General features: G+C 73.2%; 17 protein-coding genes and 2 pseudogenes. 10 read left to right on the top strand and 9 right to left on the bottom strand.

The genetic code is table 11. From position 1 onward, the window contains the following. Positions 1-5: 5 nt before the first annotated feature. From ME121_RS23835 to ME121_RS23800, 8 genes are all read right to left on the bottom strand, one after another. Entirely contained in the window at positions 6-1,109 is a 1,104-nt protein-coding gene (locus ME121_RS23835; protein ID WP_059409721.1) for a CgeB family protein, read from the bottom strand. After that, positions 1,106-2,425: a CgeB family protein gene (locus ME121_RS23830; RefSeq protein ID WP_059409720.1), complete on the bottom strand. Its 1,320-nt coding sequence runs from the start codon at positions 2,423-2,425 to the stop codon at positions 1,106-1,108. Before ME121_RS23830 ends, ME121_RS23835 begins: the two co-directional genes overlap by 4 nt. Then, complete coding sequence (locus ME121_RS23825) at positions 2,422-3,555, bottom strand: glycosyltransferase family 4 protein (RefSeq protein ID WP_024830619.1); 1,134 nt, start codon at positions 3,553-3,555, stop codon at positions 2,422-2,424. Before ME121_RS23825 ends, ME121_RS23830 begins: the two co-directional genes overlap by 4 nt. Beyond that, positions 3,540-4,847 carry a TIGR04295 family B12-binding domain-containing radical SAM protein gene (locus ME121_RS23820; RefSeq protein WP_059409719.1) on the bottom strand — a complete coding sequence of 436 codons (1,308 nt, stop codon included), beginning with the start codon at positions 4,845-4,847 and terminating at the stop codon, positions 3,540-3,542. The genes ME121_RS23825 and ME121_RS23820 overlap by 16 nt, the downstream gene beginning before the upstream one ends. After that, positions 4,844-5,908 carry an SDR family NAD(P)-dependent oxidoreductase gene (locus tag ME121_RS23815; protein ID WP_012318308.1) on the bottom strand — a complete coding sequence of 355 codons (1,065 nt, stop codon included), beginning with the start codon at positions 5,906-5,908 and terminating at the stop codon, positions 4,844-4,846. The genes ME121_RS23820 and ME121_RS23815 overlap by 4 nt, the downstream gene beginning before the upstream one ends. Beyond that, on the bottom strand, positions 5,905-7,017 hold the full coding sequence (locus ME121_RS23810; RefSeq protein ID WP_059409718.1) for an NAD-dependent epimerase/dehydratase family protein: 1,113 nt from the start codon (positions 7,015-7,017) through the stop codon (positions 5,905-5,907). The genes ME121_RS23815 and ME121_RS23810 overlap by 4 nt, the downstream gene beginning before the upstream one ends. A 436-nt stretch (positions 7,018-7,453) precedes the next feature. After that, complete coding sequence (locus ME121_RS23805; RefSeq protein ID WP_059409717.1) at positions 7,454-8,317, bottom strand: SMP-30/gluconolactonase/LRE family protein; 864 nt, start codon at positions 8,315-8,317, stop codon at positions 7,454-7,456. Between the two features lie 29 nt (positions 8,318-8,346). Continuing rightward, a complete protein-coding gene (locus ME121_RS23800; protein ID WP_059409716.1) occupies positions 8,347-9,702 on the bottom strand; it encodes a sugar MFS transporter in 1,356 nt (451 codons plus the stop codon). 160 nt (positions 9,703-9,862) lie between these two features. Here ME121_RS23800 and ME121_RS23795 point away from each other — a divergent pair, with 160 nt between their 5' ends. Both ME121_RS23795 and ME121_RS23790 read left to right on the top strand, forming a co-directional pair. Continuing rightward, a complete protein-coding gene (locus ME121_RS23795) occupies positions 9,863-11,026 on the top strand; it encodes an aldose epimerase family protein (RefSeq protein WP_012318312.1) in 1,164 nt (387 codons plus the stop codon). Continuing rightward, positions 11,023-12,822 (top strand): IlvD/Edd family dehydratase, encoded by a 1,800-nt coding sequence (locus tag ME121_RS23790; RefSeq protein WP_012318313.1) that lies wholly within the window; start codon positions 11,023-11,025, stop codon positions 12,820-12,822. Before ME121_RS23795 ends, ME121_RS23790 begins: the two co-directional genes overlap by 4 nt. 66 nt (positions 12,823-12,888) lie before the next feature. On the opposite strand, the gene ME121_RS23785 is transcribed toward ME121_RS23790, so the two are convergent. Further along, entirely contained in the window at positions 12,889-13,638 is a 750-nt protein-coding gene (locus ME121_RS23785; protein ID WP_244633069.1) for a FadR/GntR family transcriptional regulator, read from the bottom strand. Between the two features lie 519 nt (positions 13,639-14,157). Here ME121_RS23785 and ME121_RS34160 point away from each other — a divergent pair. From ME121_RS34160 to ME121_RS23745, 8 genes and pseudogenes are all read left to right on the top strand, one after another. Continuing rightward, a pseudogene (locus ME121_RS34160) lies at positions 14,158-14,415 on the top strand (aldehyde dehydrogenase (NADP(+))); the annotation flags it as partial. 71 nt (positions 14,416-14,486) lie between these two features. Beyond that, positions 14,487-15,467, top strand: coding sequence for an AraD1 family protein (araD1, locus tag ME121_RS23775; protein WP_059409714.1), 981 nt, complete (start codon positions 14,487-14,489; stop codon positions 15,465-15,467). Position 15,468: 1 nt separating this feature from the next. After that, positions 15,469-16,395: a Gfo/Idh/MocA family protein gene (locus ME121_RS23770; RefSeq protein WP_053621415.1), complete on the top strand. Its 927-nt coding sequence runs from the start codon at positions 15,469-15,471 to the stop codon at positions 16,393-16,395. A gap of 86 nt (positions 16,396-16,481) precedes the next feature. Beyond that, positions 16,482-18,014: pseudogene (locus ME121_RS23765) on the top strand (carbohydrate porin). Positions 18,015-18,258: 244 nt separating this feature from the next. Continuing rightward, positions 18,259-19,767 (top strand): ATPase domain-containing protein, encoded by a 1,509-nt coding sequence (locus ME121_RS23760; RefSeq protein WP_059409713.1) that lies wholly within the window; start codon positions 18,259-18,261, stop codon positions 19,765-19,767. Further along, complete coding sequence (locus tag ME121_RS23755) at positions 19,754-20,794, top strand: sensor histidine kinase (RefSeq protein ID WP_059409712.1); 1,041 nt, start codon at positions 19,754-19,756, stop codon at positions 20,792-20,794. Before ME121_RS23760 ends, ME121_RS23755 begins: the two co-directional genes overlap by 14 nt. Positions 20,795-20,936: 142 nt before the next feature. Beyond that, positions 20,937-21,299, top strand: a complete 363-nt coding sequence (locus ME121_RS23750) for a hypothetical protein (protein ID WP_059409711.1) — start codon at positions 20,937-20,939, stop codon at positions 21,297-21,299. A gap of 495 nt (positions 21,300-21,794) precedes the next feature. After that, on the top strand, positions 21,795-22,282 hold a 488-nt coding region (locus tag ME121_RS23745; protein WP_059409733.1), incomplete at its 3' end, for an NAD(P)H-dependent oxidoreductase.

The following is a 22,282-nucleotide window of genomic DNA, read 5'->3' as shown; positions in this document are numbered from 1 at the left end:
CGCGCTCACGCGACGCTCCGCCGGTTCGCGTCCGCCTTGCGGGCCGCCTCCGCCCGCAGGATCGCGTCGACCTCGACGGCGCGGCGCGCGTAGGTGTGCTCGGCCGCGATGCGCCGGCGGGCGGCCTCGCCGATGGCGCGGGCCCGCTCCGGGGTGAGGGCGGCGACGTGGTCGGCGACGTCGCGCCCGTCCCGGGCGACCAGCACCTCGGTGCCCTCGCCGAGGAACAGGCCGAGGCCCTCCCAGGCGTCGGTGATCAGGCAGGCGCCGGCGCCGGCGGCCTCGAACACCCGGGTGGCCGGGGAGAAGCCCACCGCCGCCATGCTGTCGCGGGCGATGTTCAGGACGGCGAGCGGCGTCGTGTTGAAGGCGTTGTGCTCGCGCGTGTAGACGTGGCCGAGATGCCGGACGTTGAGCGGCAGGCCGCGGCTCTCCCAGCCGTTGCCGCCGATCAGGAACGACCGCTCCGGCAGGCGCGCCGCCGCCGCGAGGAAGAACTTCTCGACGCGGGCCTCGCGGTCGGGCAGGCGGTTGCCCAGGAAGGCGAGGTCGGCCGCGAAGCGCGGCTCCGGCGGCACCGGGAAATGGGTGTCCGGGTCGAGCGCGTTGTAGATCGGGATGCAGGCCCGGGCGCCGAAGCCCTCGTAGGCCTCGACTACCGGCGGGCCGCCGCCGTAGGTGAGCACGAGGTCGAGATCGGGCAGGGCGCGGCGGAGCGCGTGGTCGGCGTCGGCGCGCATCTCGGCGAGCGTCGCCGGGGCGTCGACGTCCCAGAAGATCCGCAAAGCCTCCGGGCGGGATGCCGCGATGACGCCGTGGAGCAGCTCGTCGTCGAACACGCCGACGCCGCTCGCCTTCACGACCACGTCGGCCTGCGCCGCCTCGGCGATGACCGCGCGCGCCGCCTCGATCGTCGCCGGGTAGACCGTCACGGACGCGTAGGGCGGGGGCTCGATGTCCCGGTGCTGCTGCCGGTCGAAGGCGTCGGGCTCGTAGAAGGTGATCGTGTGGCCGTGCCGCGCCAGGGCGGCGAGCATGCCCCGGTAATAGGTGGCGGCGCCGTTCCAGTAGGACGACAGCAGGGAGGAGCCGTAGAAGGCGATTCTCACGCGGTGGCCTCCAGGGTGGCGGGCGCCCGCAGGCTCGCGGCGATGGACAGGAGTTCCTCGGCGCGGTGCGCGCAGGTGTGGCGCGCCCGGATCGTGGCGAGGCCGGAGGCCGCGAGCGCCTGCCGGAGACCGGCATCCGACCGCAGGGCGCGCAGGTGACCCTCCATCTCGGCGCTGGTGCGGGCGACGAGGTAGTCCCGGCCCGGCCGGAACAGGCCCTCCGCGTCGTCCCACGGCGCGCAGACCAGGGGGATGCCGCAGGCGAGCGCCTCGAACACCCGGATCGTCGGGATGCCCGGCAGGCGCTCCACGTAGAAGCGCCGGGGCACGTGCACGGTGGCGAGATGGCGGGCGAACAGGCCCGGCGCGGCAGCGTTCGCCGCCCAGCCGTGATAGCGGGCACCGTAGCGCCGGAGCGTCGCGAGCGCCGCCTCGGGATAGCGCACGCCGTAGATGTCCAGCGGCAGGCCGACCTGCGCGGCGGGGCGGAACAGGTAGGTCTCCAGCTCCGCGCTGCGCTCGTCGTCGCCCCAGTTGCCGATCCAGATCAGGCCGGCGCGGGCGCTCTCCCGACCATCCGGATCGGACGCGACGCGCGCCCTCTCCCGTGCGGGAGAGGGTTGGGGTGAGGGTGGCGAACCCTCCGGATGAGGCGCGCCAGCGACGCGCGGGAACGGCGCGCCGCGTCCGGATGGACCTGATCCCTCACCCTGTCCCTCTCCCGAACGGGAGAGGGGACCCGCGCCAGATCCGGCGCCGTCGAGATCCGGCAGTTCCTGCGCAGGCGGTTGGAACAGCCGCGTGTCGGCCGCCTCGTGCCAGACGAAGACCCGGCGGCCCCAGCCTCGCGCCCGGTAGACGGCGGCCAGGGTCTCTCCGAAGGCGAGCACGCCGTCGTAGCCGGACAGGTCGAAGCGCTCCATCTCGGCCGGGGCACTCACCGCCCGGTGATGGGTGTCGTGGAACAGGAGCGTGTAGCGCGCGCCGCGGCGCCGGGCGGCGCCCAGCGCCGCCACCAGGGCCGGCTCGCTCCACTCGTGGACCACCACGAGGTCGCTGTCGGACACGCGCTCGACCACCGCGTCGATGGCGGCGTAGCGGTCGGAGGCCAGCTCCGGATAGGCCGCCCGGTAGGCGTCGAGGCCGGCCGCGCCGTGGTCGCGCAGGAGGTTCTCGAGGCTCCAGGCGCCCTCCGGCTCGTGGGCCCTGACGCTGTGGCCGCGCGCCCTCAGTTCGCGCAGGACGCCGCGCAGGAAATGCGCGTTGCCGTGGTTCCAGCACGAGGCCAGGGAGTGGGTGAAGTAGGCGATCCTCATGCGGCGGCTCCGCCGAGCCGGGCGGGCGCCCCGTCGAGGAGGCCGCGCAGCACCCCGAGCACGCCCTCGGTCATCGCCTCGACCCCGTAGCGGGCGGCGCGATCGGCCGCGGCCGCCCCGGCGGCGGCGCGCCGGGCTGGATCGTCCAGGAGGTCCCGCACGGCCTGCGCGGCGGCCCCGTCGTCGTCCGCGCCCACGAAGGCGGCAACGCCGTCCCACAGCTCGCGGAAGCCCGGCATGTCGGACAACACGAGGGCGCAGCCCGAAGCGGCCGCTTCCAGCACGGCGAGGCCGAACGGCTCGTAGCGGGCGAGGGACACGAAGACCGGGCGGCCGGCGAGCTCAGCGGCGATGCCCGCATCGTCGAGCCGCCCGAGGCGCTGCAGGTGGCGCGTCTCGACCCGCGCGCCGTTCGGCCCGTCGACGGAGCCGGCGGCGCGCAGCGGCACCGGCAGGCGGGCGGCGAGGCGGTCCAGGGCGGCGGCATTCTTCGCCCGGTCCCAGAGCCGCCCGGCCGTGAAGACGAAGGGCGCGGCGGCCCGGGGCTGCGCGCCGCTCGGCGCGCGCCCGTTGCGGACCACGACGGGCGGTTGCGGGAGGCCGCAGACCCGGGCGGTCGCCAGCGCGTGCGCCCGGGTGGGGGCGAGGAGGGCGTCGGCGGCGCGGCAGCCCCGCGCGGTGAGGTCGTGGCGCCACGCGAGGTCGGCCGGGAGCGGCCCGGTCTCGACCGCGTCCCACCACGTCGCCACGCAGGAATGGCACACGGCCGCCACCGGCACGGGGAAGTCGGCGAGCGCCATGGCGGGGCTGTGCAGGTGGACGAGATCGGCGCGCAGGGTCCGGGCGAGCCCGGCCAGCGCCCGCGCGGCGCCCAGCACGGCGTCGGGCGTCGCGGCGGTCCAGTCCAGGGGCAGCCCGGTGGCGCGGATGCACGCGCCCGTGGCGGCCTCGGCCGCCGCGATCCGCGCCTCGGAGGGGGCCGGGCCCAGGACCGCGACGGTCACGGCGAGGCCCCGCCGGACCAGGCCGGCCGCGAGGTCGAGGCTGTACTGCCAGACGCCGCCCACCGCGTCCGCGCTCATCAGGACGTGCGGCGCCGCTGCCGGGGAGGGGCTCAGCGGCACCCGCATGCGGCCTCCAGCTCGGACAGCGGCAGGGGACGCTCGTCCTGGATCTCGCTGAACTGCGTGAACTGGCCGAGATAGTGCGCGTGCGCCCGCTCCCAGGCCCGGTCGTCCGGCTCGCCCCAGAGGCGCCGGTAATCGGGGGAGCTCGGATACGGGTAGAGCGGGACGGGATCGTTCGCCCAGACCCCCTGGCAGCGCAGGCGGTCGCGCCACGTCGCCACGAGATCGGGATCGTCGCCCGCCACGGCGATGAGGTTCGCCTGCACGAACGGCACCGTGCGGCGGGCGTGGATCAGGCGCTCGGCGAGATCGTCGGTCGAGGCGCGGCAGCGCTTGTCGAGGGCGGCGCGGCCTTCCTCCGTCAGGCTCTCGATCCCGGCCTCGATGGAGACGCAGCCCGCCGCCCCGAGGAGGTCGAGCAGGTCGGGCTTCCACAGGTCGATCCGGGTCTGGATCCCGAAGCGGATGTTCCGCGTGACCAGCGCCTCCAGAAGCGGCTTCTGCGGCAGGAAGATCTCGTCGACGAAGTAGACGTAGGTGACGCCCTGCGCGATCAGCCCGTCGATCTCGTCGAGGACGATCCCGAGATCCCGGCGCCGGTAGGCGTCGCGGAAGTCGATCTTGGCGCAGAACGAACAAGTGTAGGGACAGCCGCGCGAGGCCTCGACCTCGGCGCCAGGGCCGTCCGGCGCGGCGTCGAACCGGTGGTGGTGGTGCCGGTGCCGGGCGATCCAGTGATCCGGCCAGCGCAGGGCCGGCAGGTCGGTGAAGCGGCCGGCCTGGGGCGGGCCGGTCACCGCGACCGCCTCACCGTCGCGGACCGCGAGGCCGGGCACGGCCCGCAGGGTTTCCAGGCGCAGGTCGGGCAGGCCGGCGAGCCGGGCGACGACCTCCTCGCACTCGCCGCGCACGACGATGTCGCAGCCGAGCTTGTCGAGCGCCGGACGCGGCGTCGCGGAGCCGTGGGGGCCGACCGCGACAGTGGTGCCGCCCCGGCCCGCCAGGGTGTCGAGGAACAGGCGGGGCACCCGCAGCTCCGGCGGGGCGCAGCGCCAGAACAGGTAGGTGGGGGCGGTCGCCACCACGGTCATGGCGGGGGCGAAGGCCGCGACGCGGTCGGCGGCGGCCTCGGCGGTCAGGCCCTCGAGATGCGCGTCCACGAGCAGCGTCTCGTGGCCGGAGGCCGCCAGCAGCGCGGCGGAGTAGCCGAGTTCGAGCGGCAGGTGCGGCTCGCGGCAGCCGAAATAGATGCTGTTGCGGTAGTCCCAGGGCGGGTTGACCAGCGCGACTCTCATGCGGCCGCCCCCGCGATCGGTGCCGCGCCATCCGACGACGCGCGCGCGGCGGCGAGCCAGCCGGCGAGGTCGGCGACGCCGTCGCGCCAGCCCGTGAAGGGGGCGAGGCCGAGCCGCGCGACGGCCCGGCGCGTGTCCGAGACGTAGTAGCGCTGATCGCCCGGGCGCCACGCCTGGAAGCTGCGCGATACCGGGCGCCCCAGCAGGGTGCCGACATGGTCGAGGAGCTGCAGCAGGCTCACGGCGTTGCCGGGGCCGCCGCCGACGTTGAAGGCGTGGCCCGCCGCGTCGTCGATGCGGGCGAGCGCCGCCCGGTAGACCGCCACCACGTCGCGCACGTGCAGGATGTCGCGCACCTGCCGTCCGTCGCCGTAGAGCGTGACCGCCTCGCCGGCGAGCGCCCGGATCAGGAAGTGGGCGACCCAGCCCTGGTCCTCGTTGCCCATCTGGCGCGGACCGTAGATGCAGCTCATCCGCATCACCGCCGCCGGGACGCCGAAGCTGCGGGCGTAGTCGAGGACGTACTGGTCCGCCGCTCCCTTGGAGCAGCCGTAGGGCGTGTGGAAGTCGAGGGGCCGGGTCTCGCCGATGCCGCGCCGGCGCAGGTCCGGATCGGCCGGCAGATAGGCGTCGCCGACCGCCTCGAGGGCGATGTCGGGCAGGTCGCCGTAGACCTTGTTGGTCGAGGCGTAGAGGAGCGGCACCGGCCGCGCCTGCGCCCGCAGGGCCTCCAGCAGGTTCACGGTGCCGAGGAGGTTGATCTCCATGTCGGCCCGCGGCGCGACGAGGCTCGTCGTCACCGCCACCTGGGCGGCGAAGTGGAACACCGCGCCGGCCTCCGCCACCGCGCGGCCGAGCTCCTGGATGTCGCGGATGTCGGCGACGATCGGGATGATCCGGGCGCCGTGGCGCTGCCGCAGCCACGCGAGGTTGGCCTCGACGCCGGGGCGCGAGAGGATGTCGTAGACGATCACCGCGTGGCCGTCGGCCGCGAGGCTGTCGGACAGGTTGGCACCGATGAACCCGGCGCCCCCGGTGACGAGGATCGGCCGGCCGCTCACGCGACGAGACCGCGCGCTTCGAGTTCGCGCCGCGCCTCGGCGACGCGGTCGACGGCCTGCTGCTCGGCCACCCAGGCGGCGAGTTCGGCGAGCCCCTCGGCGAAATCGCGGCGCGGCGCGTAGCCGAGCTCCCGCTGGATCTTGCCGATATCGGCGATGCAGTGGCGGATGTCGCCGAGCCGCGCCTGACCGGTCACCTCCGGCCCGATCTCCTCGCGGCCCATCGCGCGGGCGAGCAGGCGGGCGACCTCGCTGACCGTGCGGTCCTGGCCGCTGCCGACGTTGTAGACCTGACCGGCGGCGGCCGGGTGCTCCAGGGCCAGCGCGAAGGCCTGCGCGACGTCCTCGACGTGGACGAAGTCGCGCCGCTGCGCGCCGTCCTCGAAGATCATCGGCGGCTGGCCGTTGTGGAGCCGCGCCGCGAAGATCGCCAGCACGCCGGTATAGGGGTTCGAGAGCGCCTGGCCCGGCCCGTAGGCGTTCCACAGGCGGAGCGCCACGCCCTCCATCCCGTAGGCGGGGGCGAGGGTGAGCGTCAGGCGCTCCTGCATGTACTTGGTCAGGGCGTAGACGGAGGCGAGGGCCGGGCGCTTCGTCTCGGGCGTCGGGATCGGCCGCATGGGCTGCCCGTGCCCGTCGAGGGGGTCCCAGGGCTCCCCGGGCCGGCGCGGGCGGCGCACCACCTCCTCGGCGGTCGACCCGTCGGAGGTGCGGTACAGCCCCTCGCCGTAGATGCTCATCGAGGAGGCGACGACCACGCGCCTCACCGGGGCGTCGATGAGCTGCTGGAACAGTACCGCCGTGCCGCAATCGTTGACCGAGACGTAGCGCTCGACCGCGTACATGCTCTGGCCGACGCCGACCTCGGCGGCGAGGTGCACGACCCGGTCGATGCCCGACAGGGCGCGCGCCACGGCCGCACCGTCGCGGACGTCGCCCGCCTGGAACTCGACGTCCGACGGCAGCGCCTCGGCGCCGCTCTCGCCGCCGTGGACCTGCTCGATCAGACTGTCGAGCACCCGCACGCGGTAGCCGCGGCGCAGCAATTCGGCGGCGAGATGGCGACCGATGAAGCCGGCGCCACCGGTAATGAGCACAGATTCCGGCACGAGGCGTGGAAACTCCCCTGCGAGGACTTAAAGCTATGTAGATCGGGAATCCCGTCTCGATGAAATAACTCAGGTTAAGAGCCGGATTTCTGCGCCGAAAAGCGGGACTATAACGGCGGAGACGAAAAGATACGGCCGCTTACTTATCGACAACAACGGATCATCGGGCGGCAGTCGATCCGCGACCGCCGCCAGTATGCGCGGCCCCGGAGGCGACGATCAGCGCCCTATTTCGCCAGCAAACCCGCGCTGGCTGTACTGGCGGGGCCTCCCCGGCACCGTACGGGCACATGGCGCGGCGGTCCCGTCGCGGGATCCGCGGGGCCCGTTGCCACGCGCAGGCCCCGGCTTCCCGCTCCCCGGCCGCCAGGGAACCGGTCCGGCGGGGGCGGGGGAAGATCGCCGCAGGGGATCGTTGTCCTAGGTGCGGGGTCCGTCAGCCCGCGAAGGCGCGGGGCGGCAGGCCGGCGACGCCGACGTCGAGCTCGAACAGCGCGCCGGCCTCCGGCACGTGCTCGGCCCCCCGCGCCGCCGAGGTGACGAACAGCCGGTCGAGGCCGGGGCCCGCGAAGGCGCAGCTGGTGATGTTGGGGGCGGGCAGGGGGATCGCGCGCACGAGGCGCCCCTCGGGATCGAAGCGGCTGAGCCGGCCGCCGCCCCAGTGGGCGATCCACAGGCAGCCCTCGGCATCCGTGGTCATGCCGTCGGGCCAGCCCCAGGCGTCGGGGAAGCGCAGGAAGGGCCGCTTGCCCGTCAGCGCGCCGTCGGCGGCGAGGTCGAAGGCGTAGACCGTCCGGGCGGCGCTGTCGCTGTGATAGAGGATCCGGCCGTCGCGGCTGAAGGTCGGCCCGTTGGCGACGCCGTAGCTGGTGTCCATCCGCCGCCACGTCAGGTCCGGATCGAGCCGGTGCAGGGAGCCCGACACCGCGGTCTCGGCCTGGTGCATGCTCCCGGCCCAGATCCGTCCGGCGCCGTCGACCTTGGCGTCGTTCAGGCGGTTGTCCGGGTCGTCGGGCTCGGGGTCGCCGATCGGCACGAGGCGACCGGCCTCCAGGTCGTAGGTCGCGAAGCCGCTCTTCAGCCCGACGATGAAGTCGCGCCGGCCGGCGCGGGGGATGATCCAGCCGAGCGGTTCGGGGAACGGGCGCGTGCCGGTCGCGCCGTCGGCGAGGTCGAGCCAGTTCAGGGCCGGCGCCTCGATATCGACCCAGAACAGCACGCCCCGCTCCGGAACCCAGACCGGGCCCTCGCCGAGCCGGTCGCGCCGGGACCGAGCGAGGATGCGGATCCGCGGGTCCATGGCCGTGCCCTCCCCCTTCCGGCGGACGCTCAGGCGCCCGCCGGGCGCGGCGCCGCGGCGCCGGTGCGGCTGCCCCGGAGCGCGTAGAACAGGACGTAGAGCTCGCAGGCGGCGGTGATCAGGAAGGAGCGCTGCAGCCCGAACCGGTCCGCCGCCCAGCCCTGCACCACCACCAGCGACCCGCCCGCGATCGCCATGATCAGCAGTCCGGCCCCCTCCTCGGTGAGGGGGCCGAGGCCGCGGATGCCCAGGGTGAAGATCGTCGGGAACATGATCGCGTGGAACAGGCCGACCGAGATCAGCGCCCACAGGGCGAGGTGGCCGGTCGCGAAGGTCGCCACCAGCATCACCGCGCAGGCGCCGATCGCCGCGCCGGCCAGGACGGTCTCGGCCGGGCGCCGCTGCATCAGGTAGCTGCCGACGAAGCGGCCGACCATCATGCCGCCCCAGAGCAGGAACAGGTAGCGCGAGGCCTGGGCGTGGGTCAGGGCGCCGATCTCGGGCTGCGACACGAAGTTGATGAACAGGTTCGACACCCCGATCTCGGCGATCAGATAGATGAAGATCGCCGGCACGCCGAGCACGAGGTTGCGGTGGCGCCAGAGCGACAGCCCGGCGCGCTCGGCCTTGGCGGCCCGGGCCGCGGCGCCGCCGGCACCGCCGGACCCGCCGGACCCGCCGGACCCGCCTATGGCGGGCAGGGGGAAGCGGGCGATGACCACGGCGAGGACGACGAGGATCACCGCCACGATCAGGTAGGGCAGCTGCACCGACTGCGCGTCGGCCAGGCGCTCGGCCGGGGTCAGGCTGGCCTCGGCGGCGGCGTTGCCCGAGGCGGAGCGGCCGAGGATCAGGTAGCCGCCGAACAGCGGCGCCAGGGTCGTCCCGAGGGAGTTGAACGCCTGCACGAGGTTGAGCCGCGCCGGGGCGCTCTCGGCCGGGCCGACCACCGCCACGTAGGGGTTCGCGGCGACCTGCAGCAGGGTGATGCCGCTGGCGATCACGAACAGGGCCGTGAGCGTGATCGCGTAGGAGACTCGGTGGGCGGCCAGGATCATGCCGAGCGTGCCCAGCGCCATGATGCCCAGCCCCGCCACCAGGGCGCGCTGGTAGCCGACCCGCTCGATCAGCTTGGCCGCCGGGATCGAGGCGACGAAGTAGGCGATGAACCAGACGGACTCGATCAGCGTGGTCTGCGTGTAATCGAGGTCGAACACGCTGCGCAGGTGCGGCAGCAGCGTGTTGTTGATGACCGTGATGAAGCCCCACATGAAGAACAGGCTCGCCAGCAGCGACAGGGCCGGGCGGTAGCCGCCCCGGTCGCGCGCGGCCTCCGCCCCCGTCCGGGGCGCCGCGGTCCCAGCGGTCGGGATCGGTCCTGCCATCGGGCGTTGTCCTCTGCCTTCCGGGCCGCCTTGTCGGGGTCCCGTGTTGTCCCTTTTATTTGTCTGAGTATATAGCGGGTTCGCGGACGTCAACCGCGAGCCCCGCCGCGGGCCGGCGCAGGACCGGCGCGGCGGGCGGAGTCACGAGGGGGAGAACGCGATGCGTGGAGTGGGATCCCTGGCGCTGTGCGCCTGTGCGGCCCTGCCGGGCCTGACGCCGGCACCGGCCCGGGCGGCCGAGCCGACCCGGACGGTGTTCGGCACGCTGCCGGACGGCCGGACGGTCGAGGAGGTGACGCTGACGAACGGCAAGGGCCTCACGGCGCGGATCCTGTCCTGGGGGGCGCTCCTGCGGAGCCTCGACGTGCCGGACCGGTCCGGCAAGGCCGCGGACGTGGTGCTCGGCTACAACGACCTCGCCTCCTACCTGACCAGGGGCAGCTATTTCGGCGCGAGCGTCGGGCGCTACGCCAACCGCATCCGCGCCGGGCGCTTCACCCTCGACGGCCAAGCCTACACCCTGGCCACCAACGACGGCCCGAACGCCCTGCACGGCGGCGCGGCCGGCTTCGACAAGCGGCTCTGGACGATCACCGCGGTCAAGGGCGGCGCGGCCCCCTCGGTCACCCTGCGCTACGTCAGTCCGGACGGCGAGGAGGGCTATCCCGGCACGCTGACGGCGACCGCCACCTACGCGCTGGACGACACGAACACGCTCACGGTCACCTACGAGGCGACCACCGACAAGCCGACGATCGTCAACCTGACCAACCACAGCTTCTTCAACCTCGCGGGCGAGGGCTCGGGCCGCTCCATCCTCGACCAGACCCTGACGATCCCGGCGGAGCGCTTCACGCCGGTCGACGCCACCCTGATCCCGACCGGGGAGATCCTGCCGGTGGCCGGCACGCCCTTCGACTTCCGCGAGCCCGCGGTGATCGGCGCGCGGATCCGCGACGGGCGGGACGTGCAGATCGTGCGCGGGCGCGGCTACGACCACAACTGGGTCGTGACCGACGCGCCCACGGCCGAGCCGCACCCCGTGGCGCGGGTCGAGGATCCGGAGTCGGGCCGCGTCCTCGACGTGGCGAGCAACCAGCCCGGCCTCCAGTTCTACGCCGGCAACTTCCTCAACGCGACCGCGGTCGGTAAATCCGGCCTCGCCTACCGCCAGTCGGACGCCCTGGCGCTGGAGCCGGAGCTGTTCCCCGACACGCCGAACCGGCCGGCCTTCGGCTCGGCGCGGCTCGATCCCGGCAAGACCTACCGGAACGTCATCACCTACCGCTTCTCGACCAGCCCCGCCCACCGGACCCAGAAATGACCGACCGACCGACTGCACGGCCCCTGCGCTCGCGCGCGTGGTTCGACAACCCCGACAATATCGACATGACGGCGCTCTACCTGGAGCGCTACCTGAACTTCGGCCTCAGCCTGGAGGAGCTGCGCTCGGGCAAGCCGATCATCGGCATCGCCCAGACCGGCTCGGACCTGTCCCCGTGCAATCGCCATCACCTCGTCCTCGCGGAGCGGATCCGCGAGGGCATCCGCGAGGCGGGCGGGATCGTCCTCGAATTCCCCGTCCACCCGATCCAGGAGACCGGCAAGCGGCCGACCGCGGGCCTCGACCGCAACCTCGCCTATCTGGGCCTCGTGGAGCTGCTCTACGGCTACCCCCTCGACGGGGTCGTGCTGACCACGGGCTGCGACAAGACCACCCCGGCCTGCCTGATGGCGGCCGCCACCGTGAACATCCCGGCCATCGCCCTGTCGGTGGGGCCGATGCTCAACGGCTGGTTCAAGGGCCAGCGCACGGGCTCGGGCACGATCGTCTGGAAGGCCCGCGAGATGCTGGCGGCCGGCGAGATCGACCACGACGGCTTCATCAAGCTGGTGACCTCGTCGGCGCCCTCGACCGGCTTCTGCAACACGATGGGCACCGCCACCACGATGAACACGCTCGCCGAGGCGCTCGGCATGATGCTGCCCGGCTCGGCGGCGATCCCGGCGCCCTACCGCGACCGGCAGGAGGCCGCCTACCTGACCGGCAAGCGCATCGTCGCCATGGTGGCCGAGGACCTGAAGCCCTCCGACATCCTGACCCGCGACGCCTTCCTCAACGCCATCGCGGTCAATTCCGCGATCGGCGGCTCGACCAACGCGCCGATCCACCTCGCGGCGATCGCCCGGCACATGGGAGTCGAGCTCGACATCGCGGACTGGCAGACCCACGGGCTCGACGTGCCGCTCCTCGTCAACCTGCAGCCGGCGGGCGCCTATCTCGGCGAGGATTACTACCGCGCCGGCAGCTTGCCCGCGGTCGTGGCGCAGCTCATGCGCCGCGGCCTGATCCGCGAGGGCGCGCTGACGGTGAACGGGCGCACCCTCGGCGACAATTGCCGGGGCGCCGCGATCGAGGACGAGGACGTGATCCGGCCGATCGACCGGCCGCTCAAGGAGGCGGCGGGCTTCCTGGTCCTGCGCGGCAACCTGTTCGACGCCGCGGTCATGAAGACCAGCGTCATCGGCGCGGAGTTCCGCAGCCGCTACCTGTCGAACCCGGAGGATCCGGACGCCTTCGAGGGTCCCGTCGTGGTGTTCGACGGGCCGGAGGATTACCACGCCCGGATCGACGACCCGAGCCTCGGCATCACCGAGGAGACCCTCCTGGTCATGCGCGGGGCCGGGCCCGTGGGCTACCCGGGGGCTGCCGAGGTGGTGAACATGCGCCCGCCCGCGCAGCTGATCCGGGCCGGCGTGCACGCGCTGCCCTGCCTCGGCGACGGGCGCCAGTCCGGCACCTCCGGGTCGCCGTCGATCCTCAACGCCTCGCCCGAGGCGGCGGCCGGCGGCGGCCTCGCGCTCCTGCGCACCGGCGACCGGGTGCGGATCGACCTGCGCCGCGGCACCGCCGACATGCTGGTCGACGCCGACGAGATCGCGCGCCGGCGCGAGGCCCTGGAGGCGGCGGGCGGCTACGCCTATCCGGCGTCGCAGACGCCCTGGCAGGCGATGCAGCGCGCCGCGGTGGGGCAGATGCACACCGGGGCCATCCTGGAGGGCGCCGAGGCGTTCCAGCGCATCGCGCAGACGCGGGGCGTGCCGCGCGACAACCACTGAGGCCGCTGAGGCCCCTGAGGCCACTCGGCCGCTGTCCGGGCCGGCGGCACCCCGCCGCCGGCACCGTCAGGGCCGCATCGCCAGCTCCGTGTCGGCGAGGGCGAGGCGGACCAGCTCGGTCATGGTCGCGCGGGCGGCGTCCGGGTCGCCCGCCACGATCGCGTCGTAGAGGGCGCGGTGATCCGGCATCGGGTCCCGGGGCAGGCCCTGGCGGCGGTGCTTGAAGATCGTCGTCCACGTGACCGCGGCGGCGATGGAGCTCGACAGGGCCATCAGCGCCCCGTTGCGGGCCGCTTCCAGGATCGTGTTGTGGAAGGCCTGGTCGGCGGCCCGCCCGGCCTCGGTGGCGAGGCCGTGGCGACCCATCTCCTCCAGGGCGTGGCCCATCCGGGCGATGTCGAGGCCCGAGCGCCGCTCGGCCGCGAGCGCGGCCGCGGCCGGCTCGACGATCATCCGCAGCTCGAACAGGTCGCGGATGAAGGACTCGCTCGGCTCCGACTCGAAGGCCCAGGCGAGGATGTCGGGATCGAGCAGGTTCCAGCGGCTGCGCTGGCTGACGCGGGTGCCGGTGCGCGGGCGGCTCTCGACGAGCCCCTTGGCGCTCAGGATGCGGATCGCCTCGCGATAGGCGGTGCGCGAGACGTTCAATTTCTCAGAGAATTCGATCTCCCCGGGCAGCACGTCCCCGGGCGCGTAGCGGCCGCCCAGGATCGCCACACCGAGATCGCGGGCGACCGAGCCGTGGATGCGGCGCGTCCCCGTGGCGAGGGGCAGCGTGATGTTCTCCGGGCCGCGCTCCTGCCTCACCTCGTCCACCTCCGGTCCGGGCCACCGGATCGGGGCAGGAACGGCGCGATCGTATCCTGAAGTTGTAGGAGCGGAAAGGGGAGCGCCCGCCGCACCGGGATCGCGGTCGCGCTTGCGGGCGGAGGCGAACTGCCCTAGCTTAATTGTATGAGTAGTGAACCGCCAGGGTCCGCCACGATCCGCGGCAGCGTCCTCATCGGCGCCGCCGACGTGGCCACGGTACAGGTCTTCCGGGCCGTCGGTCCCGCTACCGGCGCGGCCCTGGAGCCGGCCTTCTCGGCCGCCGGCCCGGCGGAGGTCGAGGCCGCCTGCGCGCTGGCGGCGGCATCGCCGCACGCCTCCGAGAGGCCCCTAGCAACACGCGCGCGCTGTCTCGAGGCTGTCGCCGACGGCATCGCCGAACTCGCCGCGCCGCTCGTCGCGCGGGCGATGGGCGAGACGGGCCTGCCGCGCGCGCGGCCCGAGGACGAGCGCGCCGGCACGGTCGAGCAGCTGCACCTGTTGGCGGATCCGGTCCGGTCGGCCCGAAGGGTCGGCCGGGTCCTGGCGAACGGCTGGCCGACCGGCGTGGAGGTCGCCCCCGCGATGGGGCATGGCGGCCCGTTCCGGGCGACCTCGGACGGCCGTAGCAGCGCGGTCGGACCGCTGGCGATCGAGCGGTTCCTGCGGCCGGTCTGCTACCGGGACCTGCCCGACGCGCTGCCGCCGCCGCCCCTGCGCCCGGACGATCCCTGGCACCTCGCGCGCCGGATCGATGGCGCTCTCGCCCCGCAACCCGGCCGCTGACAGGCCGCCGCGCGACCCTCGACGGCCGCGCGTTCGGGACGCCCCGGAGCGGTCGTCCCCGGGAGGACCAGATGGGACAATCACTCCTACAATTCCGCGCCGCCGACGGGCAGCGGGGCCTCGCGCTGCTCGCCGACGGCCGGGCGCGGCGGGTGCTCGGCGGCGACAGCGTGCTCGCCCTGGCGCAGAGGGCCCTCGCGGCGGGGGACGATCTGGCCGCGACGGCGGAGCGGGCGGGGCTCGGCGCGCCCGTCGATCTCGACGCGGTCCGGCTCCTGCCGCCGATCGACCACGCCGACCCCGCCCACCTGCTGCTGAGCGGCACCGGCCTGACGCATCTCGGCTCCGCGGAGGGCCGCGACGCGATGCACCGCGCGGCGGCCGCCGACCCGGCCCCGACCGACTCGATGCGGATGTTCCGGATGGGCATCGAGGGCGGCAAGCCGGCGCCGGGCGAGGCCGGCGTGCAGCCCGAATGGTTCTACAAGGGCGACGGCTCCGGCCTCGTCGCCTCCGGGGAGCCGCTGGTCTCGCCCGCCTTCGCGCGCGACGGCGGCGAGGAGCCGGAGATCGCCGGGATCTACCTGATCGACGCCGACGGAGCCCCGGTGCGCCTCGGCTTCGCCCTGGCGAACGAGTTCTCGGACCACGTGACCGAGCGCGGCAACTACCTTTGGCTCGCCCATTCCAAGCTCCGCCCGGCCGCCCTCGGCCCGGAGCTGTGGCTCGGCGCCCTGCCGCCGGACGTGCGCGGCACCAGCCGCATCCTGCGCGACGGCGCCGTGCTCTGGGAGAAGCCGTTCCTCTCCGGCGAGGCCAACATGTCCCACAGCATCGCCAACCTGGAGCAACACCACTTCAAGTACGGGCCGTTCCGGCGGCCCGGCGACGTGCACGTCCACTTCTTCGGGACCGCGACCCTGTCGTTCAGCGACGGCGTCGCGACCCGGCCGGGCGACGTCTTCGAGATCGCGGCGGCGCCGTTCACGCTGCCCCTGCGCAACCCGCTGGCGATCGCGCCGGCGGGCGCACCGTCCGTGCGGGTGCTCTGAGATGGCGTCCCCGATCCGCATCGGCCTCGTGGGCGTCGGCAAGATCGCCCGCGACCAGCACCTGCCGGTCCTCGCCGCCTCGCCGGACTACGCGCTCGTGGCGGTGGCGAGCCCGCACGGCGGCCTCGACGGGGTGCCGAGCTACGCCACGCTGGAGGCGATGCTGGCGGCGCACGGCGACCTCGACGCCGTCGCCCTGTGCCAGCCGCCGCAGGCGCGGTTCGCGGCGGCCCTGGCGGGGATCGCGGCGGGCCGCCACGTCTTCCTCGAGAAGCCCCCCGGCGCGACGCTGGCCGAGGTCGGGCTCCTGGTCGCGGCCGCGCGGGACCGGGGCGTGAGCCTGTTCGCGAGCTGGCACTCCCGCTACGCGCCGGGGGTGGAGCCCGCCCGCCGCTGGCTGTCGGGCCGCAGGATCCGGTCGGTGGCGATCGCCTGGCTGGAGGATGTCCGGCACTGGCACCCGGGCCAGGACTGGATCTGGGACGCGGGCGGGATGGGAGTGTTCGATCCGGGGATCAACGCCCTGTCGATCGCCACCCACATCCTGCCGCCGTTCTTCCTCACCGGCGCGACCCTGTCGGTGCCGGCGAACCGGCAGGCGCCGATCGCCGCCGACCTGCACTTCGCGGACGCCGCCGGCACCCCGATCCGCGCCCGGTTCGACTGGCGCCAGACCGGGCCGCAGACCTGGGACATCCGCGTCGAGACCGACGACGGCCCCCTGGTCCTGTCGCGGGGCGGGGCCGCCCTGTCGATCGCCGGCCGCGACCGGCCGCTCCCGCCCGAGGCGGAGTACCGCGGCCTCTACGACCGCTTCGCCGCCCTGGTCCGCTCCGGCGCCAGCGACGTCGACCTGAATCCGCTGATCCACGCCGCCGACGCCTTCATGCGCGGCGAGCGCCGCACGGTGGAGGCCTTCACGGACTGACCGGACACGGACTGCCCGGGAGGGCCCCTGCGGGACACGAACGCGACAGAGCCAGGCAAGGCCGCGCGGTTAAGGGGGAGTCACACATGGGAAAGCATAGGGGACAGCATCGGCGATGGGCCGCGCTCGCGTTCTGCGCCGCGGCGGTCACGGCGGGCCCGGCGGTCGCGCAGGTCGAGGCGACCGCCCCGGACGGGGGACCGTCCCTGGTGAATCCGGGGCCGGAGGCGAGCCCGGCGCAGAAGGCGAGATATCGGGCGAACCGCGCCCGGCGGCGGGTCATCCGGGAGGCGCGGAGCTTCTCGGGCGCCAGCAGCGCCGCGGCCAGCCTCGACGTGCAGGGCAGCAGCGCGACGCCGCCCAGCCTGCCGCCGGGCACCCTCGATCTCGGCAACGGGATCAGCATGATCCTGAACTACACGGGCGAGTTCGCCGCCAACCCGTCCGGCGGGATCCGGCAGGGATCGGCCTACGCGGGCCAGATCGCGTTCGGCCTCGACGCCGATCTCGGCCGCCTCGCCGGCATCGACGGCGGCTCGGTGCACACGATCGTCACCCAGCGCCACGGCCGGAGCCTGGCGCAGGACGATATCGGCTTCAACGGCAGCGTGCAGGAGATCTACGGCGGCGGCCAGACCGCCCACCTGACGCTGCTGTCCTACGAGCAGAAGCTGCTCGACAACCGCCTCGACATCGAGGTCGGCCGCCTGCTCGCCAACCCCAACTTCCTGGCCTCGCCGCTCTACTGCAACTTCCAGAACAACGCGACCTGCGGCGCGCCCAAGTCCATCTTCAAGCTGACGAACTTCACCTACTGGCCGATCGCCACCTGGGGTGGCCACGCCAAGGCCTGGGTCACCGACACGGTGTTCCTGCACGCCGGCATCTACGAGGTGAACCCGCGCGACCAGCTGCCGACCCGGAACGGCGTCGACTGATCGACCAACGGCGCCACGGGATTCCTGGTGCCGGTCGAGGTCGGCTACACGACCAATTTCGGCAACGACCCGCTGCCGCGCAACTACAGCCTGGGCGCCGTGTTCGACCGGTCGGACTACGCGGATCCCGTGCGCGACCGGCGGGGCGGCGCGCAGGTCTTCAGCGGCCTCGATCCGCTGACCCGGTTCGGACGGTCCGCGGTCTACGCCCGCTTCGACCAGATGGTCTGGCGGCCGGATCCGAACGGCGTCCAGGGCCTGTCGGTGTTCGGCGTCGCGATCGGCGGCACCGGCGGCCGGCAGACCCAGGACTACTTCCTGGAGGGCGGCGCCGTCCTGACCGGCACCTTCCCGGGCCGGCCCTACGACACCCTCGGCCTCGTCCTCGCCATGGAGAAGCTCTCGCCGCTGGGCACGGCCAACATCCGGGCGGCGCGCGCGTCGCTGGGGCTCGGCACCCGGAACGTCGAGTCCCTGCAGACCATCCTGGAGCTGAGCTACGGCATCCAGCTGACCCCGGCGGTGCGGCTGATGCCGAACCTGCAATACGTGATCGACCCGGACCAGACCCGCTTCCCGTTCCGCCCGAAGCCGATCCCGGACGCCTTCGTGATCGGCGCGAAGCTGTCGGTGGACCTGTTCACCCTGGCCGGCCTCGCGAAGGGCCCGGGCAGCCAGTAACGCCCCGACACCCCGGCGCCCGCTCCCTGCGGGCGCCGGGCCTCCGGACCCGGCCGGGGGAGGGGCCGTCCCGCGACCGCGCGGCCCGGGCACACCGGTTCGCGCGCCCGCCGGGCAGGATCGCCGTGCCCGCCGCGCGGCGGCGTTTCGCGCTGCGCGCGCCTTCGTGTACGAGACCGGGCTCCGCGTTCCGTCGGGCGGTCGACGGGCCGCCCGCCCGTGGGACGACGGCAGGAAGCTGGACATGGCAGTGACCGATCACGACGCGGCGCCGGTCTCCACCGGGGTGACCGGCCTCGACCACATCCTGGCCGGCGGCTACGCGTCCCAACGCTCGCACCTCATCGAGGGGCGGCCCGGCTCCGGCAAGACGACGCTGGCGATGCAGTTCCTGCTCGACGGCGTGAGGCGGGGCGAGCGCTGCCTGTACATCACGCTCTCGGAGAGCCGGCGCGAGCTCCTGAACGTCGCGGAGCGCCACGGCTGGTCCCTCGACGGCATCGAGATCTGCGAGCTCGTCGCGCCGGAACTCAGCCTCGATCCCGGGCAGCAGCAGAGCCTGGTCCACTCGTCGGACCTGGAACTCGGCGAGACCGTCCGCATGGCGATCGCCGAGATCGAGCGGCTCAAGCCGCAGCGCGTGGTGTTCGACAGCCTGTCGGAGATTCGGCTGCTCTCGCAGGGATCGCTGCGCTACCGCAGGCAGGTCCACGCCCTGCGCAGCTTCCTGCTCATCCAGAACACCACGGCGCTGCTCCTCGACGATCTCACCGCCGAGACGGACGACCTGAATCTGCACAGCCTCAGCCATGCCGTGATCCGGCTGGAGCAGCTCGCGCCCCTGTACGGCGGCGAGCGCCGGCGCCTGCGCGTGATCAAGATGCGCGGCACGCCGTTCCGGGGCGGGTTCCACGACTACGTCATCCGGCGCGGCGGCCTCACGGTGTTCCCGCGCCTCGTCGCGGCCGAGCATCTCGGCACCTCCTCCGACGACCAGTGCGGCACCGGCAGCCCCGAACTGGACAAGCTGCTCGGCGGCGGCCTCGACCGGGGCACCAGCACGATGCTGATCGGCCCGTCCGGCGTCGGCAAGTCCACGGTGGCGCTCACCTGCGTCACCGCGGCGATCGCCCGCGGCGAGCGGGCGCTGATCCTCAGCTTCGACGAGACCACCGGCGTCCTCACGCGCAGGGCCCGCGGCCTCGCCATGCCGATCGACGACGCGATCGCCGCCGGATCCCTCATCGTCGAGCAGATCGACCCGGCCGAGGTCTCGCCCGGTGAACTCGCCGACATCGTCCAGAACGCGGTCGAGCACCGGGGCGTGACGACGGTCGTGATCGACTCCCTGACCGGCTATCACAACGCCATGCCGGAGGAGAATTACCTGCTCCTGCAGATGCACGAGCTGCTGACCTACCTGAACCAGCAGGGCGTCATCACGCTCCTCGTCCTGGCCCAGCACGGGATGATCGGGGCGATGGGCACGAACGTGGATCTCACCTACCTCAGCGACACGATCCTGCTGTTCCGCACCTTCGAGGCCGAGGGGCGGCTGCGGCGCGCGATCTCGGTCGTGAAGAAGCGCACCGGCAGCCACGAGGACGCGATCCGCGAATTGCGGATCGACTCCGGCGGGATCCGCGTTGGCGAACCGCTCAGCGCGTTCCGAGGTATCATGACCGGCGTTCCGACATTCGAGGGTGAGCGGTCGTCGCTCCTGCCGACCCGCGCGGCTGATGACCGAGGCTGAACCGCCGGTTCTCATCTTCACGCCCGGTGGCCGCGACGCCGCCGTCGCCGCGGCGATCCTCGGCGAGGCGGGGATCGCGATACAGGTGTGCGCCAGCCTCGCGGACGTGGTCTCCCGGCTCGACACGGCCGCCTGCGCGGTGCTCACCGAGGAGGCGCTGCTGTCCTCGAACCGCCAGGCCCTGGCGGACTGGATCGCCGCGCAGCCGCCCTGGTCCGACTTCCCGTTCATCCTCCTGCGGCTGCGGGGCGCCGAGCCCATCGCGCAGCTGACCGACATGCTCGGCAACGTCAGCGTGCTGGAACGCCCGTTCCATCCGGCGACGCTGGTCATGGCGGCCCGCTCCGCCCATCGCGCCAAGCGCCGGCAGCTCGAGGCGCGGGCCTATCTCGAGGAGCGCGAGCGCACGACCGAGCGGCAGGCGCTCCTGATCCGCGAGCTGCATCACCGGGTAAAGAACACGCTGGCGACCGTGCAGGCGCTGCTCGGGGCCTCGGCCCGCTCCGCCACCAGCGTCGACGCGTTCTACGCGTCGTTCTCGGCGCGGGTGATCTCGCTGGCCAAGACCCACAATCTCCTGACCGAGGATTACTGGCAGCAGGCGCCCCTGCGCGACATGCTGATGAACGAGCTCGGCCCCTACAACGACGTCGAGGGCGCCCGCATCCAGCTCGACGGCCCCGCGATCGACCTGATGGGCGACCTCGCGGTCCCGACCGGCATGGCCATCCACGAGCTGACGACCAACGCGGCCAAGCACGGCGCGCTGTCGGTCCCGGAGGGCCGGATCGCGGTCCGCTGGGATATCGAGCAGACGCCCGCCGCCCGCCTGCTCCACCTGGACTGGACCGAGCGGGGCGGTCCGGCCACGGCGGCGCCGACGCGGAAGGGCTTCGGCTCGACGCTGCTGCAGCGCGTCCTGAAGGTCCAGTGCCAGGCGGAGATCGCCTTCGATTTCCAGCCGGCCGGGCTGCACTTCACCATGCGGGCGCCTCTGCCCGAGACGCGCGTCGTCCCGGCCTACTGAGGCCGTCCGGGTTCCGGACCCGGCGCCGCGCCGGTCGCGGGGCGTGCGCTTTCACACAGAAGTGTCTTGCGTTCCGCGGCCCTGACCGAACTTATCGCAGGTGCGAGATTTGGGATGTCGCAGCACAGCGATACGTCTTGCGATGAATAAGTTTGCTCCTCTCGTGGCGGCCGCACTGGCCTGGGCCGTGTTCGGTACCTGGGCCGAAGCCCGCCGCTCGGCCTTGCAGAAGGACATGCCGGCGCTCCGTCCGGGGATCGAGGCCGATCTGGCCGCGAGACACTGTCCGGCCGTCCGGATCGACACGGAGCGCTTCCGTCAGTTCTCGCGCGAGAACCATCTGAATCACGCGGACTTCTTCACGAAGAAGCGCTCGGTCGCCCTGCAGCACGACCTCGACGCGGAGCTGGCGCAGTTCCGCGCGCGTCCCGAGGAGGCCTGCGCGCAGATGTGGACCAAGTACGGCGACGACGGCACCGTGCAGCATCTCCTCGCCCGCAAGTAGGAACGCGTCCGCCGATGAGGGCTCTCGCCGGTGCGCCGCCGATGTTGGTCGCGGCGACGGTGGCGGCGACCGTGGCGACGGCGACGCTGACGCCGGCCCGGATGACACCGCGGAAGGGTCGCCGGCCGCGCCGGCATCCGGCGCCGTTGCGGCGAGCGCGCTCGGCGATTCGGTTCCAAGCCCGCTCCCGTTTCGAGAAGACACTTCTCCCCTCAGGCACATCGGGAGACTGAACCTCCGATTTCCGCGCGCCTGAGCCGCGAGGACGCAAGATCTCTCCGCCGCCCTGCGTGGCTGGCGAGATGAAGTTCCATATTCCACGCCCGTTTTCGAGGAGAACTTTTTTCCTTTACCGGGGAATTGGGAACGCCGTTTCATTGACGGCGGATGTCGCGGCCATCAATTCTAGCGGCCTGTTCGGATGTCCGGCCGCGCAACCTCCGCTCTTCGGAGTCGGGGCGGTCCGTCATCCCGTCTCACAGCAAGGCATCCGGAATGACACGACCGAGACTCGTCGGGCTGAGCGCCAACGTGCAGCGGCCCTCCAAGACCCGCACGCTGGTGGATGCCGTGCTCCGCGAGGCCAGCGCCCAGGCTCCCCTCGACGCGCAGATCCTCGACTTCGTCGATGCCGGGACCGGCCTCGGTGCCGCCTGGACCCGCGACCAGCTCGCGCCGGCCGCGCGCAGCGTGCTCGCGGCCATCGAGGAGGCGGACGGGCTCGTCGTCGGCTCGCCGGTCTACAAGGGCGCCTATACCGGCCTGTTCAAGCACCTGTTCGACCTGGTCGATCCGGGCGCGCTCGCGGGAAAGCCGGTGGCGATCGTGGCCACGGGCGGCGGCGCGCGCCACGCCCTCGTGGTCGAGCACGCCTTCCGGCCGCTCTTCGGCTTCTTCGGGGCGCTCCAGATCCCGACCGCGGTCTACGCCTCCGATCCCGATTTCAGCGACGGCGTGCTGACCGAGACCGGCGTGCGCGCCCG

The sequence above is a fragment of the Methylobacterium sp. ME121 genome, from assembly GCF_000974725.1.
GTDB classification, from domain to species: Bacteria; Pseudomonadota; Alphaproteobacteria; order Rhizobiales; family Beijerinckiaceae; genus Methylobacterium; species Methylobacterium radiotolerans.
The sequence above is the reverse complement of the archived record's forward strand: the minus strand, read 5'-3'. Positions and strand labels throughout refer to the sequence as shown.